The sequence below is a fragment of the Pinisolibacter sp. DMC19 genome, assembly GCF_056313985.1.
On the sequence record NZ_JBQUZF010000001.1, the window covers coordinates 75,610 to 88,343 of the forward strand.

General features: G+C 68.6%; 11 protein-coding genes. 4 read left to right on the forward strand and 7 right to left on the reverse strand.

What is annotated here, in order from left to right; all coding sequences use genetic code 11:
• Positions 1 to 17 precede the first annotated feature (17 nt).
• The 3 genes from ACT53U_RS00370 to ACT53U_RS00380 form a co-directional block, all read right to left on the reverse strand.
• Positions 18 to 440: a Rid family hydrolase gene (locus ACT53U_RS00370; protein WP_476151813.1), complete on the reverse strand. Its 423-nt coding sequence runs from the start codon at positions 438 to 440 to the stop codon at positions 18 to 20.
• Positions 441 to 517: 77 nt separating this feature from the next.
• Positions 518 to 1,657 (reverse strand): tyramine oxidase subunit B, encoded by a 1,140-nt coding sequence (locus tag ACT53U_RS00375; protein ID WP_476151815.1) that lies wholly within the window; start codon positions 1,655 to 1,657, stop codon positions 518 to 520.
• Between the two features lie 142 nt (positions 1,658 to 1,799).
• Positions 1,800 to 3,242: an APC family permease gene (locus ACT53U_RS00380; RefSeq protein ID WP_476151816.1), complete on the reverse strand. Its 1,443-nt coding sequence runs from the start codon at positions 3,240 to 3,242 to the stop codon at positions 1,800 to 1,802.
• 111 nt (positions 3,243 to 3,353) lie between these two features.
• On the opposite strand from ACT53U_RS00380, the gene ACT53U_RS00385 reads away from it, so the two are divergent.
• Entirely contained in the window at positions 3,354 to 4,445 is a 1,092-nt protein-coding gene (locus ACT53U_RS00385; protein ID WP_476151817.1) for an AraC family transcriptional regulator, read from the forward strand.
• A gap of 49 nt (positions 4,446 to 4,494) precedes the next feature.
• Here the strand turns inward: ACT53U_RS00385 and rnd are convergent, their stop codons facing one another.
• Positions 4,495 to 5,679 (reverse strand): ribonuclease D, encoded by a 1,185-nt coding sequence (gene rnd / locus ACT53U_RS00390; protein ID WP_476151819.1) that lies wholly within the window; start codon positions 5,677 to 5,679, stop codon positions 4,495 to 4,497.
• 225 nt (positions 5,680 to 5,904) lie between these two features.
• Between rnd and bfr the strand changes: the two genes are divergently transcribed.
• Positions 5,905 to 6,384: a bacterioferritin gene (bfr, locus tag ACT53U_RS00395; RefSeq protein WP_476151821.1), complete on the forward strand. Its 480-nt coding sequence runs from the start codon at positions 5,905 to 5,907 to the stop codon at positions 6,382 to 6,384.
• Positions 6,385 to 6,542: 158 nt separating this feature from the next.
• Here the strand turns inward: bfr and ACT53U_RS00400 are convergent, their stop codons facing one another.
• On the reverse strand, positions 6,543 to 6,794 hold the full coding sequence (locus ACT53U_RS00400) for a (2Fe-2S)-binding protein (RefSeq protein ID WP_476151823.1): 252 nt from the start codon (positions 6,792 to 6,794) through the stop codon (positions 6,543 to 6,545).
• A 684-nt stretch (positions 6,795 to 7,478) separates the two neighbouring features.
• Between ACT53U_RS00400 and aspS the strand changes: the two genes are divergently transcribed.
• Both aspS and ACT53U_RS00410 read left to right on the forward strand, forming a co-directional pair.
• Positions 7,479 to 9,254, forward strand: coding sequence for an aspartate--tRNA ligase (gene aspS, locus ACT53U_RS00405; RefSeq protein WP_476151825.1), 1,776 nt, complete (start codon positions 7,479 to 7,481; stop codon positions 9,252 to 9,254).
• 124 nt (positions 9,255 to 9,378) lie between these two features.
• On the forward strand, positions 9,379 to 9,975 hold the full coding sequence (locus tag ACT53U_RS00410) for a DUF3592 domain-containing protein (protein ID WP_476151827.1): 597 nt from the start codon (positions 9,379 to 9,381) through the stop codon (positions 9,973 to 9,975).
• Between the two features lie 21 nt (positions 9,976 to 9,996).
• On the opposite strand, the gene ACT53U_RS00415 is transcribed toward ACT53U_RS00410, so the two are convergent.
• Together ACT53U_RS00415 and ACT53U_RS00420 are read right to left on the reverse strand one after the other, a co-directional pair.
• On the reverse strand, positions 9,997 to 11,253 hold the full coding sequence (locus ACT53U_RS00415; RefSeq protein WP_476151829.1) for a YcbK family protein: 1,257 nt from the start codon (positions 11,251 to 11,253) through the stop codon (positions 9,997 to 9,999).
• 217 nt (positions 11,254 to 11,470) lie between these two features.
• On the reverse strand, positions 11,471 to 12,640 hold the full coding sequence (locus ACT53U_RS00420; protein WP_476151831.1) for a hypothetical protein: 1,170 nt from the start codon (positions 12,638 to 12,640) through the stop codon (positions 11,471 to 11,473).
• Positions 12,641 to 12,734: the final 94 nt, after the last annotated feature.

The window sequence follows — 12,734 nt, forward strand, 5'->3', positions numbered from 1 at the left end:
CGCGGCGCGCGCCGTCGTCAGAGCGAAACGGTGATCAGTTCGGCCTTCGCGGCGCCGACGCCGCGGTGGGCGGTGACCTCGATCTCGACGCGGTAAACGGTCGAGCCGAGCGGCGGGCAGGTGGCGGTCAGCGCCGGGCGGATGCCGCGGAACTTCTCACCGACGATCGTCATCACCGCCTGCATGTCGGCGGGCTCCTGGACGAAGACCCGCGAGGCGACGACGTCGGCGAGGCTCGCCCCGATCGCCGCGAGTGCACGTTCGACATTGGCGAAGACCTGCCGCGTCTGCGGCTCGATCTCGGCCGGGATCTCGCCGGTCGCCGGATCACGCCCGGCGGTGTTGGAGACGAAGATCCAGTCGTCGACGGCGACGATGCGCGAATAGCTGGCGTGGTCCTCGAACCTGGAACCGGTCCCGACCTTGACGACCCTGGGCATGATACATCCGTGATGATGGGAGAAGGAGCGTGCGGGGAGCCGGCCGCGGGCTGCGGCGTCGCGGCCGGCCTCCGTGATCAGCGCAGTTCGGGAACGTCCCAGAGGTTCAGCTTGACGCCGATCCCCTCGGCCACCGCCTTGCGATAGAGGACCGTGCCCCAGGCGACGTCCTCGACCGGCATGCCGCCGACCGACAGGATGATGATCTCGTCCTCGCTCACCCGGCCGCGCGTCTCGCCGGCGACGATGGCGCCGAGATCCTCGAGCGCGTCGGCGTCCATCTTGCCTTCGGCGATCATGTCCATGAAGCGCACGCCGATGATCGGCACGTGGTTGTGGGCGGGCTTGGGCAGCTCGTGGAACCAGGCTTCGTAGAGGCCGACGTTGTCGCAGACCTTGCGGATGTCGGCCGCCTCCAGCCCCTCGTCGATGTTGCAGAGCGCCGGCATCGACAGGAAGGCGCCGGGCTTCACCCAGTCGCGCCGGACGATCGGATAGGTCGAGGGATCGCCGACCTCGCCGGAATTGCAGTAGGTGACGATGTCGGAGCCGCGTACGACGCTCTCGACGTCGTCGACCACGGAGACGTTCTTCACCTGCGGATAGGTCGCGGCGATCCAGTCGAGGAAGGACTTCAGGCTCTTCTCGCCGCGACCCTTGACCTTGACCGTGTCGATGCCGGGCCGTGCCGCCATGAAGGCCGAGAACGAGGTCTTGGCCATCACGCCGGGGCCGAGGATGCCGACGACCTTGGCGTCCTTGCGGGCGAGGTGCCGCGCGCCGACGCCCGGCACCGCGCCGGTGCGATAGGCCGAGAGCAGGTTCGCCGACATGTGGGCGAGCGGCGCCCCGGTGTCGGCGTCGTTCAGCGTGAACATCAGGATCGAGCGCGGCAGACCCTTCTCGCGATTGGCGATGTTGGAGCCGTACCACTTCATGCCGGCGGTCTTGAAGCTGCCGCCGAGATAGGCCGGCATCGCCATGAAGCGACGGTCCGCCGTCGGCTTCGGCATGTCGGGGAACGGCGAGTTCTCGGGAAAGGTGACGATGGCGCCGTGGCTGTCGTTGTTGGCGCCGGCCATGCGGTAGTCGCCGTGGTGGAGGAGGGCGAACATCTCCTCCATCGTGTCGATGCAGGCGGCCATGTCGGTCACGCCGGCACGGATCATGTCCTTCTCGGACAGGTAGATGAAGTCGATCCGGGTGTTCTCGGTCATCGTGTCGTCTCTCGTCTCTCGAGGCGCGCGGCCTCTCTCGGCGCGCATCGGTCGGCGCCGGTGGGATGGTCTTCGGGGAAGCGGGAAGGCGGGATGATCGGGGTGGGGCGCGCCGGGGCGGTGCCGCGGCGCGCCCGGCTCGTCACTCGAGCATGCGGCCGAGGCCGGCGTAGAGATCCGGGCGCTTGGCGCGGATGCGGTAGGCGAAGGCGACGCCGGCGAGACCCACCGCCGCGATGCCATAGGGGAAGGCGGCGACGATCGGGCTCTCGGAGCCGGAGAGCAGCGACAGGTTGGCGATCACCAGGGCGAGGCCGCCGACGAGGCCGACGAAGGCGGCGAGGGGGGCGACCAGCGTCGTCCACAGGCCGTGCCCGTCGGGCTGGCGGCGGAAGTAGACGATGATGGCGATGCTCACCAGCGCCTGGATCGACAGGATGCCGATCACCGCGAGCGCCGACATCCACGAGAACACCACGGTGTAGGGATCGGCGCCGCCCACCACGAAGAGGCCGACGATCAGCGCCGCGCTGGCGGACTGGACGAGGCCGGCGACATGGGGCGACAGGTGCTTCTCGTGGACCTGGCCCAGCGCCCGCATCGCCAGACCTTCACGGCCAAGGGCGAAGAAGTAGCGGTTGAGCGTGTTGTGGAAGGACAGCAGGCAGGCGAACAGGCTGGCGATCAGCAGGAAGTTCATCAGCTTGCTCGCCCAGGGGCCGAGCACCGCGTCGGCGGCGACGAAGAAGAACGTGTCGAGACCGGCGTTGGCGACCTCCTGCACCTTGGACGGGCCGTAGTACTGGACGATGGCCCAGGTCGAGAAGGCGTAGAAGGCGGTGATCAGGAAGACCGCGACATAGGTCGCCCGCGGGATGGTGGTCTCCGGGTCCTCGGCCTCCTCGCCGAAGATCGCGGTCGCCTCGAAGCCGATGAACGAGCCGATGACGAAGACCAGCGCCGAACCGAGCCCCGGTCCGAACACCACGGAGGGCGCGAAGGAGGTCAGGCCGATCCCCTCCGGTCCGCCGCCCTTCACCAGGATGCCGACGTCGAGCAGCAGCAGCACGGCGATCTCGGCGATCATGCAGACGCCGAGAATGGCGCCGGAGAAGGCGATGTTGCGCCGTCCGGCGAAGTGGACGACGAGCAGCGCCGTGAAGGACCACACCCACCACGGCAGATCGAGCCCGTGCGGCGCCAGCGAACCGGCGACGAAGACGCCGAACAGCGCGTAGACCGCGACCTGCACGGCGGAATAGGTGACGAGCGCGATCAGCGCGCCCGCGACGCCGGCCGGTCGGCCGATGCCCTGCGAGATGTAGGTGTAGAAGGCGCCGGCCGCCTCGACGTGACGCCCCATGGCCGTGAAGCCGACGGAGAAGATCACGTAGAGCAGCCCCGCCAGCACGAAGGCGCCGGGAACGCCGGCGCCGTTGCCGAAGGCGAAGGCCGCCGGCGACGCACCCACCACCGCCGTCAGCGGCGCGGCCGCGGCGACGACGAAGAACACGATGTGGGCGAGGCCCACCGAATTGCGCGCGAGGCGCGGTCCGACATCGGAAAGTGTAGCGTCCACGGTCATGGTGCCCCTCATGTGCATGATCCTGCACAGTAAATTAGGGGCGCGCCACTGGTCTCGATATTGCAAGGTACGCCAGTGAATCGATAATTCGCGCCAAACGGGGTGAAGACGATGATCGAGACGGCAAATGCACGGTATTTGACCAGACGAATGCCGATGATCGCATCAATTCGGGCCTCTGCACTGATGCCGATCGTCAAAGAACTCGATCAACGGACCGGAAAAGCGGATCTGTTGATGGCCGGGCAGGGCATTTTTCGCGGCGAACTCGCCGATCCCTACTCGACCGTTCCGATCGGCGGCTATCTCGCCACCTTCGAACACGCCGCCGAACTCGTCGGCGATCCGAGCCTCGGCGCCCGCCTCGGCATCGGGTTGAAGCCGGCCGACATCGGGCCGATGGGCATGCTCTTCGCCATGGCGCCGACCATCCGCCGCGCCTTCGAGCGCCTGTCGCGCTTCGTCAGCGCGTTCCAGGGGGCGACGAGCTCGGAGGTGACCGAGAAGGGCGACATGCTGGTGTGGAGCTACGGCATCAGCGACCCGGCCCTGTGGCCGCGCCGGCAGGACAGCGAATACACGCTCGCCGCGACCTGCCATCTGGTGCGCCAGTGCTTCGCCTCCGGCTGGAACCCGGTCGAAGTGCATTTCGAACACCCGGCGCCCGCCGACATCGGGCCGCTCCGGCGCATCTTCCAGGCGCCGTTGCGCTTCGGCCAGTCGGCCAACCGCCTGATCTTCGACACGGTCGAGGCCGACCGCGTCCACCATCAGGAAGACCCGGCGCTGGTCGAGATGCTGCAACGCCACATCGCCGATCTCTCCGGCGAACTCGGCAAGCCGGTGAGCTGGTCCGAACGCGTCTGGGCGCTGCTCGGCATCCATCTCGGCTTCAAGGACGTCACCACCGCGAGCCTCGCCCGCGAACTGGGCACTGCGCCGCGCACCCTGCAGCGGCGACTGGCGGAGGAGGGCGTGTCCCTGCGCGAGTTGCTCCGGCGCTATCGCATCACCAAGGCGGCGTCCTTCGAGCGCACCGACGAGCGCAACCGCTCGCGCCTCGCCCATGCGCTCGGCTACGCCGACAGCACCTCGCTGTGGCGGGCACGGCGGACGTGGAACGCGGAAGCCGCGACCGCACCGGCGGCGCGCAGCGGGGCCGGTCGCAAGAAGGCGGCGCGCGGGGCGAGCCGCGCGCCGTGAGCGCCTGATCGGGTAGCGAGCCGCGCGCCTCTGGCGCGCCGAGTGGGCATCACGCCTTCTTCGGTGCCGGCTTCCGCAGCATCGATTCGCATTCGATGGCGATCACCTTGCGCCCGTCGAAGGAGAGGGCGAGGCGGCCGTGCTTCAGCTCGAGCGCCCGCTCGCCGAAGAGCTCGCGCCGCCAGCCCTTGAGCGCGCCGACGTCGGCCTCGTCGTCGGCCGCGATCGCATCGAGCTCGTCGACGGTCGCCACCACCTTGGAGGCGACGCCGTTCTGCTCGCAGACGAGCTTCAGGAGCACCTTCATCAGGTCGACCGCCGCGCTCGCCCCGTCGGGCATCGGCTTGCCCTTGGGCACCGGCGGCAGCTGGTCGCGCGGGATGGCCTGGGCGCGGGCGACACAGGCGAGGATCTCCTCGCCGGCGCGCGAGCGTTCGAAGCCCTTGGAGAGCGAACGCAGGTTCGACAGCGCCGCCGCGTCCTTGGGCTGATCGGCGGCGATCTCGTAGAGCGCATCGTCCTTGAGGATGCGCGAACGGGGCACGTCGCGATTGCGGGCCTCACGCTCGCGCCACGCCGCGAGTTCTTTCAGAACAGCGAGTTCGATCGGTTTCCTGATACGGAGCTTGAGGCGTTCCCAGGCGTTTTCCGGCTTCAGGTCGTAGGTGTCGGTGGAGGTCAGAACCTCCATCTCCTCCGTCACCCAATGGGCGCGGTCCTGCTCCTCGAGCCGCTTCTTCAGGAAATGATAGACGTCGCGCAGGTGTGTCACGTCCGACAGCGCGTAGTCGTACTGCTTCTGCGTCAGCGGCCGGCGGGTCCAGTCGGTGAAGCGCGACGACTTGTCGATGTGGTGGCCACTGATGCGCTGCACCAGCTGGTCGTAGGAGATCGAATCACCGAAGCCGCAGACCATCGCCGCGACCTGGGTGTCGAACACCGGATGGGGGACGAAGCCGCCGAGATTGAAGACGATCTCGATGTCCTGCCGGCCCGAATGGAAGACCTTCACGACGTTTTCGTCGCGCATCAGGTCGAGGAAGGGCTTCATGTCGAGCCCCGGAGCCAGCGCATCGACGATGACGGCGGTGTCGGGCCCGGCGAGCTGCGCGACGCAGAGCTTGGGCCAGAACGTGGTTTCGCGCAGGAACTCGGTGTCGACGGCCACGAAATCGTGAGCGGCGAGACGGGCACAGGCGGCGGCGAGGTCTTCGGTGGTCGTGATCAGGTGCATGGACGCGCTCTATAGCGCGGTTTTTCCGGCTTGTCGCCTGCATGCGCGTCGATCGCCTCCGCGCCGTCGCCGCACCCCGCTCCGCGGACGGGCGACGGACCACGCCCGTTCCCCTCGACGGGCTTTCGCGGTAACTTGATCTGGAACAATTCCAACCGCGCATCGCCAGCGGTGGAGCCGCGCTCGGCGGCCGAACCCAGCCAGCGCTTTCCCATGGAGAGCACCATGAAGGGTGATGCCAAGGTCATCGACTTTCTCAATCGCGGTCTGCGCAGCGAGCTGACGGCGATCAACCAGTACTGGCTGCACTACCGGATCCTCGACAATTGGGGCCTCAGGGCCATGGCGAAGATCTGGCGCAAGGAATCGATCGAGGAGATGGAGCACGCCGACGGCTTCACGGCGCGCATCCTCTTCCTCGAGGGCTTCCCCAACATGCAGACGCTCGATCCGCTCAGGATCGGCGAGACCGTGAAGGAAGTGCTGGAGGCCGACCTCGCCGCCGAACTCGGCGCCCGCGCGCTCTACCAGGAGGCCGCGGCCTATTGCGAGAGCGTCAAGGACTTCGTCACCCGCGACATGTTCGTGAAGGTGATGACCGACGAGGAAGGCCACATCGACTTCCTCGAGACCGAACTGTCGCTGATCGAGCGCATCGGCCTCGAGCTCTACACCCAGACCAAGATCGGCGAGAGCGGCTGCTGAGCCGCGCCGAAAAGAGAACCGAAAGCGGCTCCTGAGCCGCGCCGAAAAGAGAACCGAAAGCGGCTCCTGAGCCGCGCCGAAGCGGCGTTCCTGCCGTCCGAGAATGAAACCGCGAGCCCGTTCCCGGAGAATCGGGGGCGGGCTCGTCGCGTCTCCGTTCACTCCGCGGCGATCGGCCATTCGGTGCCGGGAGTGGAGGCGGGAAAGTCGTCGATCACCGCCGGGCAGGCGTCGCAATCGCGGTTCGTCGCCTCGCGGATGATCTGTTTGACGGTGGGGGCGCAGCGGCCGCACTGCGGCCGGCAGCCGAGACAGCCGAAGACCTCCGACATGCGACCGCAGCCGCCGGTCTCGTCGACCACGCCCCGGATCGCCCGGTCGGAAAGCGCATTGCAGGAACAGACGATCACTCGGGCCTCCCGCCGCGTCGGACTTCGCTCCGGTCGCCCCGCCGTCCGTGTCGCCTTTGCGACGCGCGTCCCTCGAGCCGGGCCGTCCGCTTCCATCTTCGCAAGGCCCGTGCCGCAACTCGAACCCGCCCGCCGACCCGGTCGAGCGGATCGATCGACACATCATATGTGCAAGCGATAACCATTCGCAAGAGTAGGAATGCGGAGGCAAAGGGGCGGGGGCGTGGCGGCGGAGGGGCCCCGGGGGAGGAGGTCTGTGGGGAGAGGACCGTGGGGAGGGACCGTCGAGAGGGCGCCGGGGACGGACCGGCGGGGATGACCGCGCCGGGAGGGCCGACGCGGCAAGCGGGGTGTCGCTGGGCAGAGGCTTCACCGCGCACGCACCATTCTCCCCACCGCGGGAGAAGGGGCCCCGCAGGAGCGGACGAAGGGGACGCGCCGGCAGGCGCGAGATTGTCGCCCGGCGAACCGCGTGCTGACCCCGGCGCCCCCTCGTCCGACGTCGCGGCGAAAGCCCTCGGATCCGTCGGGAAATCTTGACAAGGCGGGCGTCGCGTGCGCTTGTGCGGCCACTTTCGGACCCGGTCGGGTTCGATCGCCCGCAAGGATTCGCCGGATGAGGCGAGGGGCCTCGCGAGCCGCCCGGCCGACGTCCCCGGACCCCGTAGATCACGAGATCGCGCCATGCATCGCTACCGCTCCCACACCTGCGCCCAGCTCACCGCGGCCGACGCCGGCAAGACCGCCCGGCTCTCCGGTTGGGTCCATCGCGTGCGCGATCACGGCGGCCTCCTCTTCATCGACCTGCGCGACCACTACGGCATGACCCAGGTCGTCTGCGATCCCGACAGCCCGGCCTTCAAGGTGGCCGAGTCGGTGCGCGGCGAGTGGGTGATCCGCCTCGACGGCGAGGTGAAGAAGCGCACGGCCGAGACGATCAACCCGAACCTGCCGACCGGCGAGATCGAGGTCTTCGCCCGCGAGATCGAGGTGCTCTCGGTCGCCAAGGAACTGCCGCTGCCGGTCTTCGGCGAGCCGGAGTACCCCGAGGACATCCGCCTCAAGTACCGCTTCCTCGATCTGCGCCGCGAGACGCTGCATAAGAACATCATGACGCGCACCCGGGTCATCTCGACCCTGCGCAACAAGATGAACGACATCGGCTTCAACGAGTTCTCGACGCCGATCCTGACGGCCTCGTCGCCGGAAGGCGCGCGCGACTTCCTCGTGCCGAGCCGCATCCATCCCGGCAAGTTCTTCGCCCTGCCGCAGGCGCCGCAGCAGTACAAGCAGCTGCTGATGGTCGCGGGTTTCGATCGCTATTTCCAGATCGCCCCCTGCTTCCGCGACGAAGACCCGCGCGCCGACCGTCTGCCGGGCGAGTTCTACCAGCTCGACCTCGAGATGAGCTTCGTCACCCAGGACGACCTCTTCGCCACGATGGAGCCGGTGATCCTCGACACGTTCGCGAAGTTCGCCGACGGCAAGACCGTCCGCCGCGACGTGCCGCGCATCCCCTACGACGTGTCGATGCGCAAGTACGGCACCGACAAGCCCGACCTGCGCAACCCGATCGAGATGCAGGCCGTCACCGAGCATTTCGCCGGCTCCGGCTTCAAGGTCTTCGCCGGCATGATCGCGGCCGACCCCAAGGTCGAGATCTGGGCGATCCCGGCCAAGACCGGCGGCTCCCGCGCCTTCTGCGACCGCATGAACGGCTGGGCGCAGTCGGAAGGCCAGCCCGGCCTCGGCTACATCTTCTGGCGCGAGGGCGAAGAGGGCGGCGCCGGCCCGCTCGCCAAGAACATCGGTCCGGAGCGCACCGAAGCCATCCGCGCCCAGCTCGGGCTCGGCGTCGGCGATGCCTGCTTCTTCGTGGCGGGTCGCCCGGAGAAGTTCGTCAAGTTCGCCGGCGATGCGCGGTCCCGTGTCGGCAAGGATCTGAACCTCGTCGACGAAGCCTCCTACGCGCTCGCCTGGATCGTCGACTTCCCCTTCTACGAGTGGGACGAGGAAGAGAAGGCGGTCGCCTTCTGCCACAATCCCTTCTCGATGCCGCAGGGCGGCATGGAGGCGCTGCAGTCGCAGGATCCGCTGACCATCAAGGCGTTCCAGTACGACATGGTCTGCAACGGCTACGAGATCGCCTCGGGCTCGATCCGCAACCATTCGCCCGAGACCATGGTCAAGGCCTTCGAGATCGCCGGCATGTCCAAGGACGTGGTGGAAGAGAAGTTCGGCGGCATGTACCGCGCCTTCCAGTACGGCGCCCCGCCGCACGGCGGCATGGCCTTCGGCGTCGACCGCATCGTCATGCTGCTGGTGGGGGCGACCAACCTGCGCGAGATCACGCTGTTCCCGATGAACCAGCGCGCCGAAGACCTGCTGATGGGCGCCCCCGCCGAGGCGACCCCGAAGCAGCTGCGCGAGCTGCACATCAAGCTGAACCTGCCCAACTGAGGCGGGACGCCGAACCGACATGCGAAAGGGGCCCTCGGGCCCCTTTTTCGTGACTGCGGCAAAAGACGTCTCGCGCGACGGAACGGCCGGCCTCATCATTGCGCGATCGGGCGAGGAGGGGGCCATGACGGGTGAGGAGAACGGCAATCGCATCGTCGGCGAGGCGGCGAACGACGATCGCCCGCCGACGCGAACGAACCTCTGGATCTTCCTCGTCGGCCTCGGCGCGGTGCTCGCCGCGATCGGCGGACGCGGCCTGTGGCGCGGCTTCGAGACGACGAAGTGGCCGCGGGTCGAGGCGGAGATCGTCTCCTCCGACGTCACCGTTCGGACGAGCTCGACGTCGAGCGGCACGCCGTCGATCGGCGTCGTCTCCGGCGGCCCACGCAGCGAGTTCGCCGCCTATGCCGTGAGCTTCCGCTACACGATCGACGGCGTCGAGCACATCGCCCACGGCGTCGAGCGGGGCGACCTCGGACTACAGAATTCGCAAGTGTCGCGCGATCTCGGCTCAGCCCATCCGGTCGGGTCGCGGGCGAGCGTCGCGGTCAATCCGGCCGATCCGGACGACGCCTGGCTGGTCGCCGGTCCGAGTTCGGCGGCGAAGATGGTGACCGGGGTCGGCGCGGCGTTCGCGCTCCTCGGTCTGTGGATGCGGGCTGTCTCGGTGTCCGGCGCGAAGCCGAAGACGGTCGTCCGCGGTCGGCGTCGGAGGCGATGAGGCGAGGACGAACCGCGTCGATCAGTCCGCCATCTGGCTCATGTCGATCTTGGCGTCGCCGGCCGGTTGGGAGGCGGCGAGCGCGGCCGGAACCTTGCCCCACTTGCCCGGCGCGCCGCGCATCGCGAAGAACGAGCCGCAGCCGTATTTCCAGTCGCGCGGCGTGCCGGTGTCGACGTGGACGAGCTCGGAGTGGCAGTAGGTGCCGACGCCGCCGATACCGGGAATGGTGCGGGCATAGGCCGCGAGCCTCTCGGCCGAGACGCCCGGCACGATGATGTCGGCGGCGGCGCACTGGCGATGCATCGAGCCGCGCCGGCCGCGATCGCGCGCGGCGGAGGTGATCACGACCTTCTGGCCATATTTCGACTCGATCTTGTGCAGCAGCTCGATCATGTCGGGCTTGAGACAGGCGGTCTCGACCGAGGCCGTCTGCAGCACGTAGGGAATGCCGAAGGGCGTATCGACCTTGAGCCGCGGCGGCGCCTTGACCGGGTCGGTCGGGCTCGAGAAGAAGCCGAGGGCGGCCTTGGGCTCGGGCTGCTGCGGCTCCATCCGCTCGGCGATCCCGGGCGGGGTCTCGTCTTCCTCGGCCTGCTGCTCGGGCGCGTTGCCGGTGATCGACAGCGGCGCGACGGACGCGTAGTGCGGCCGCGCCCGCGGCATCGGCGGCGCGGCTTCTTCCATGTGCGGCGGCCGGGCGCGCGGAATGGCGACGACCTGATCGTCGCCCTCGTCGTCCTCGCCTTCGTTGACGTCGGCGGCCGCCGCGGCGGCGCCGGGTACCATCAGCGTCTGTTGGCCGAGCGAGGCGTATTGCGTGCCGGCACCGACGTTGGCGGCGATGGCGTCCTGGGCGTTGCGCGACGCGCCGGAGAGCGGCAGCGCGGCATAGGCCATCGCCGAGCCGGTGAAGCCCTGCGACGGCGGCACGCCGAGGTCGATCTCCGTCGCCGAGGCGGTCGCGGAGGCGGCGAAGCGTCGGCCGAAGATCGGCATGCGGTCGCCCTTGGCGATCGTGGCGATCGGGATCTCGTCGCGGAAGGCGGTCGTGTCGGCGGAGACGGAGCGCGGCGCCGACAGCGCCAGCAGCACGAAACCGGCGATGGCCGCGCCGGCGCCCAGCGTCCCGCCGGCCAGCGCGTGGCCGACATGGACATGCCCGATCGCCTCGCGCAGACGTGCCAAGATCCCCTGCGCCTCGGGCGGCGGGATGTCGAGCGCGGTCGCGAAGATCGAGCGGATTCCCTTGTCCGAAGTGGCAGGCTGTGGGCTCATGCGCTCTCGGGGCTCTCGCTCTGGCAAACGGCCGTACGCCTTCCTGTCGGAACTGCGTCGGACCCTGTCGTTGCGTCGGTGGCGGAACCTAGTCGATTTGGCGCCCGGCGTAAACACCACCGCGCCGTCCGCCCCGCGACCCGGCCGTCGAAACGGCGGAAAACCGCGAAAAGGGGCGGCTCCTCGCCGCCCCCCGTGACGATCCGTCGTCGTCCGCTCAATCGTTGGCGGTGACTTCGGCGGCCAGCACGTTCGGCAGCGCCTGCGGCGCCGCCATGGCGGTGCCCATGATCTGGCCGAAGGAGACCGGCGTCGCCGGCTTCGCGGCGATGGTGAACGACTTCGGCGCGTCGAGGAAGGTGCCGGCGGCAGATGCCACCTTCTTCTCGAAGTCCTTGTTGCCCATCATCGACAGAATGGCCGGGATCAGGAGCTTCAGCTGCTTGGCGTAGGTCTTGGAATCGGTGCCCTGCTCCTTGGCCTGCATGTCGAGCATGCGGGTGGCGAGCGAACCGTCGTTCCAGCGCAGCGTCAGCTTTTCGACGGTCAGGCCCTGGAGGATCTCCATCTCCTTGGCATTGTCGCCGTCGGCCTTCTTCAGCGCGTCGACGGTCGCCGGCGTCAGGCCGCCGATCACGCCGGAGAGACGGAGCTCGCCGGCCTGCGCCGCGCCCACCGTGATGCGGGCGATGTCGAGACGGCCGGTCTTGTCGTCCCAGGTCCCCTCGAAGCCCGCGTCGATCGACAGCTTCTCGTAGCCGAGCGCACGAGCGGGCGCGAGGTCGGGATCCTTCGGGTCGAGCGTCACCTCGATGCCCTTGAGGTCGAAGGCGGCCTTGCGCGGCGTGTCGCCGACATAGTCGGAGGCGGCGAAGGTGACCGAGGCGATCGGCACCTTCTTGCCGTCCTCGGTATCGACGACGAGGTTGGTGGCGACGGCCTTCTCGACCCGCTCGCCGGTGATCTTGCCCGGCACGACCTTGGCCGGCGCGACGCCGTGATAGTTGGTCAGCACCAGCTTCTCGGCCGCGATCCGGGCGTCGTCGCCCTCGATGCGCACGCCCTCGGCGGTGATCTCGGCGGCGTCGTAGCCGCCGTCGGCGGACGGAACCGCGCCGGTCCAGGTGGTCTTGGCGACGTTCATCGTCGTCTTCTTGCCTTCGACCTCGGAGGCGACGCGGGTGTCGGAAACGACGAAGCGGGCGTCGTCGCCCTCGATCTTGCCGAAGACGACATCCTTGGCGCCGCTCGCCTTCAGCGACTGCGTCGTCATCTCGATGATCTTGTCGCGCGTGCTCTGGGCGAGCGCCGGCGCGGCGAGGGGCAGCGAGACGCCGATCACCAGCGAGGCCACGAAGAAGCGGAGGGAACGACGGGGAGTGGACATGGCCAGGCCTCGTTGAAAGAGAGCGAAAGAACGAAAGACGAAATGCGGCGCGCGCGATCGAGTGCCCGTGCCGTGTGGCGGAATTGCGATTCGG

Coding starts and splice junctions, on each gene's coding strand:
- ACT53U_RS00380 (WP_476151816.1), bottom strand. CDS start 3,242: ATGACCGTGGACGCTACACTTTCCGATGTCGGACCGCGCCTCGCGCGC.
- ACT53U_RS00410 (WP_476151827.1), top strand. CDS start 9,379: ATGACGGGTGAGGAGAACGGCAATCGCATCGTCGGCGAGGCGGCGAAC.
- ACT53U_RS00420 (WP_476151831.1), bottom strand. CDS start 12,640: ATGTCCACTCCCCGTCGTTCCCTCCGCTTCTTCGTGGCCTCGCTGGTG.
- ACT53U_RS00375 (WP_476151815.1), bottom strand. CDS start 1,657: ATGACCGAGAACACCCGGATCGACTTCATCTACCTGTCCGAGAAGGAC.
- ACT53U_RS00370 (WP_476151813.1), bottom strand. CDS start 440: ATGCCCAGGGTCGTCAAGGTCGGGACCGGTTCCAGGTTCGAGGACCAC.
- bfr (WP_476151821.1), top strand. CDS start 5,905: ATGAAGGGTGATGCCAAGGTCATCGACTTTCTCAATCGCGGTCTGCGC.
- aspS (WP_476151825.1), top strand. CDS start 7,479: ATGCATCGCTACCGCTCCCACACCTGCGCCCAGCTCACCGCGGCCGAC.
- rnd (WP_476151819.1), bottom strand. CDS start 5,679: ATGCACCTGATCACGACCACCGAAGACCTCGCCGCCGCCTGTGCCCGT.
- ACT53U_RS00385 (WP_476151817.1), top strand. CDS start 3,354: ATGATCGAGACGGCAAATGCACGGTATTTGACCAGACGAATGCCGATG.
- ACT53U_RS00415 (WP_476151829.1), bottom strand. CDS start 11,253: ATGAGCCCACAGCCTGCCACTTCGGACAAGGGAATCCGCTCGATCTTC.